Source organism: Streptomyces fuscigenes, from assembly GCF_021556455.1.
GTDB lineage: Bacteria > Actinomycetota > Actinomycetes > Streptomycetales > Streptomycetaceae > Streptomyces > Streptomyces fuscigenes.
Genome location: NZ_JAKGCV010000725.1, coordinates 1 through 1,642, shown reverse-complemented (window position 1 = coordinate 1,642; position 1,642 = coordinate 1). Strand labels below are relative to the sequence as shown.

1 protein-coding gene and 1 pseudogene are annotated in these 1,642 nt (G+C 75.2%); one reads left to right on the top strand and one right to left on the bottom strand.

Features of this window, described 5'->3' with window-relative positions; all coding sequences use genetic code 11:
- Positions 1-149, top strand: a pseudogene (locus tag L1885_RS28105) (two-component system response regulator); the annotation flags it as partial.
- A gap of 261 nt (positions 150-410) precedes the next feature.
- On the opposite strand, the gene L1885_RS28100 reads toward L1885_RS28105, so the two are convergent.
- Positions 411-1,436 carry an ATP-dependent 6-phosphofructokinase gene (locus L1885_RS28100; RefSeq protein WP_235799960.1) on the bottom strand — a complete coding sequence of 342 codons (1,026 nt, stop codon included), beginning with the start codon at positions 1,434-1,436 and terminating at the stop codon, positions 411-413.
- Between the last annotated feature and the right edge of the window lie 206 nt (positions 1,437-1,642).

The window sequence follows — 1,642 nt, the reverse complement described above, 5'->3', positions numbered from 1 at the left end:
AACTCGCCGTCGACGTGGGCATCTCGCGGATCACGGCCCGGCGCTACCTGGAACACCTGGTCACGGGCGGCCGGGCCGAGCGCAGCCCCCGGTACGGCCAGGTCGGCCGCCCGGAGCTGCAGTACCGCTGGTCCGCCGAGCGGCGCTGAGCGGGCCGGGAGGGCAGGGCGACGGCAGGCGCACGCCGTCGTCCGGGCGCCGTCGTCCGGGCGCTGTCGTCCGGGCCCCGGGCCTCCGCGAACTGCCATGCCCGCGCGACGGGCGCCCGGCGTCGCGGCGTCCCGGCCTGCGCATGCCGTGGTGCCCGGCAACGGGGGCCTCTCCCGCGCCGGAGCGCGCCCCTCGCACACGTCCTCGCGGACGCGTCCCGCCGCGCAGACGAGCGGTCCGCCCCGCGGGGACGGGCGCGGTCAGAAGACCGACTCGGCCTCGACCATCCGGCTCTCCGGCACGGTCTTGAGGCGGGTGACCGCCTCGGCGAGCGGCACCATCTCGATCGCCGTGCCGCGCAGCGCGGTCATCCGGCCGAACTCGCCCCGGTGCGCCGCCTCGACGGCGTGCCAGCCGAAGCGGGTGGCGAGGACGCGGTCGTAGGCCGTGGGGGTGCCGCCGCGCTGGACGTGGCCCAGGATGACGGGCTTGGCCTCGGTGCCGAGGCGGTGTTCGAGTTCCGCGGCCAGGCGGTTGCCGATGCCCTGGAAGCGCTCGTGGCCGAACTGGTCGATCTCGCCGCGGCGGTAGTCCATGCTGCCCGCCGCCGGGTGGGCTCCCTCGGCGACGCAGATCACGGCGAACTTCTTGCCGCGTTCGAAGCGCTCCCGGACCATCTTGACCAGCTTGTCGACCTCGAAGGGCCGCTCGGGCAGGCAGATGCCGTGCGCGCCGCCGGCCATGCCGGACTCCAGGGCGATCCAGCCCGCGTGCCGGCCCATGACCTCCACGACCATCACCCGCTGGTGCGACTCGGCCGTGGTCTTGAGGCGGTCTATGGCCTCGGTGGCGACGCCGACGGCCGTGTCGAAGCCGAAGGTGCGGTCCGTGGAGTGGATGTCGTTGTCGATGGTCTTCGGCACTCCGACGACGGGCATGCCCGCGTCGGACAGCAGCCGGGCCGCGGTGAGCGTGCCCTCGCCGCCGATCGGGATGAGGACGTCGATGCCGTAGCGGGTGGCGAGCTCCCGGCAGTTCTCCGCGGCCTCGCGCAGCCGGTCCCGTTCGAGCCGGGCCGAGCCGAGGATCGTGCCGCCCCGGGCGAGGATGCCGCTGACGGCGTTCAGGTCGAGCGGGCGGAAGTGGCCGTCCAGCAGCCCCTTGAAGCCGTCCTCGAAGCCGATGACCTCGTCACCGTGCTCGGCCATCGCGCGGTGCACGACGGACCGGATGACGGCGTTCAGTCCCGGGCAGTCCCCGCCCGCGGTGAGAATTCCGATACGCATCGTCGCTGTCGTCTCCTGCTCCTGCTGCGGGGCGGCCGGGGCGGCGGCCGCACCGGCCCGTTCGGTGGCCGTGTACCGATCCTGCCACGCGCGCCCGCCGGGTCGCGCACCCGTCCGTGCGAGCGTGCGGAGGCGTCACGGGCGCACATGCCCGCGCCCGTCGCCGCGGGCACGCCCGCCACCGTCCGGCCGCCGGGTCCTTCCGG

Bases quoted from the DNA above. Each gene is read 5' to 3' on its own strand.
- L1885_RS28100 (WP_235799960.1), bottom strand. From the start codon at position 1,436: ATGCGTATCGGAATTCTCACCGCGGGCGGGGACTGCCCGGGACTGAAC.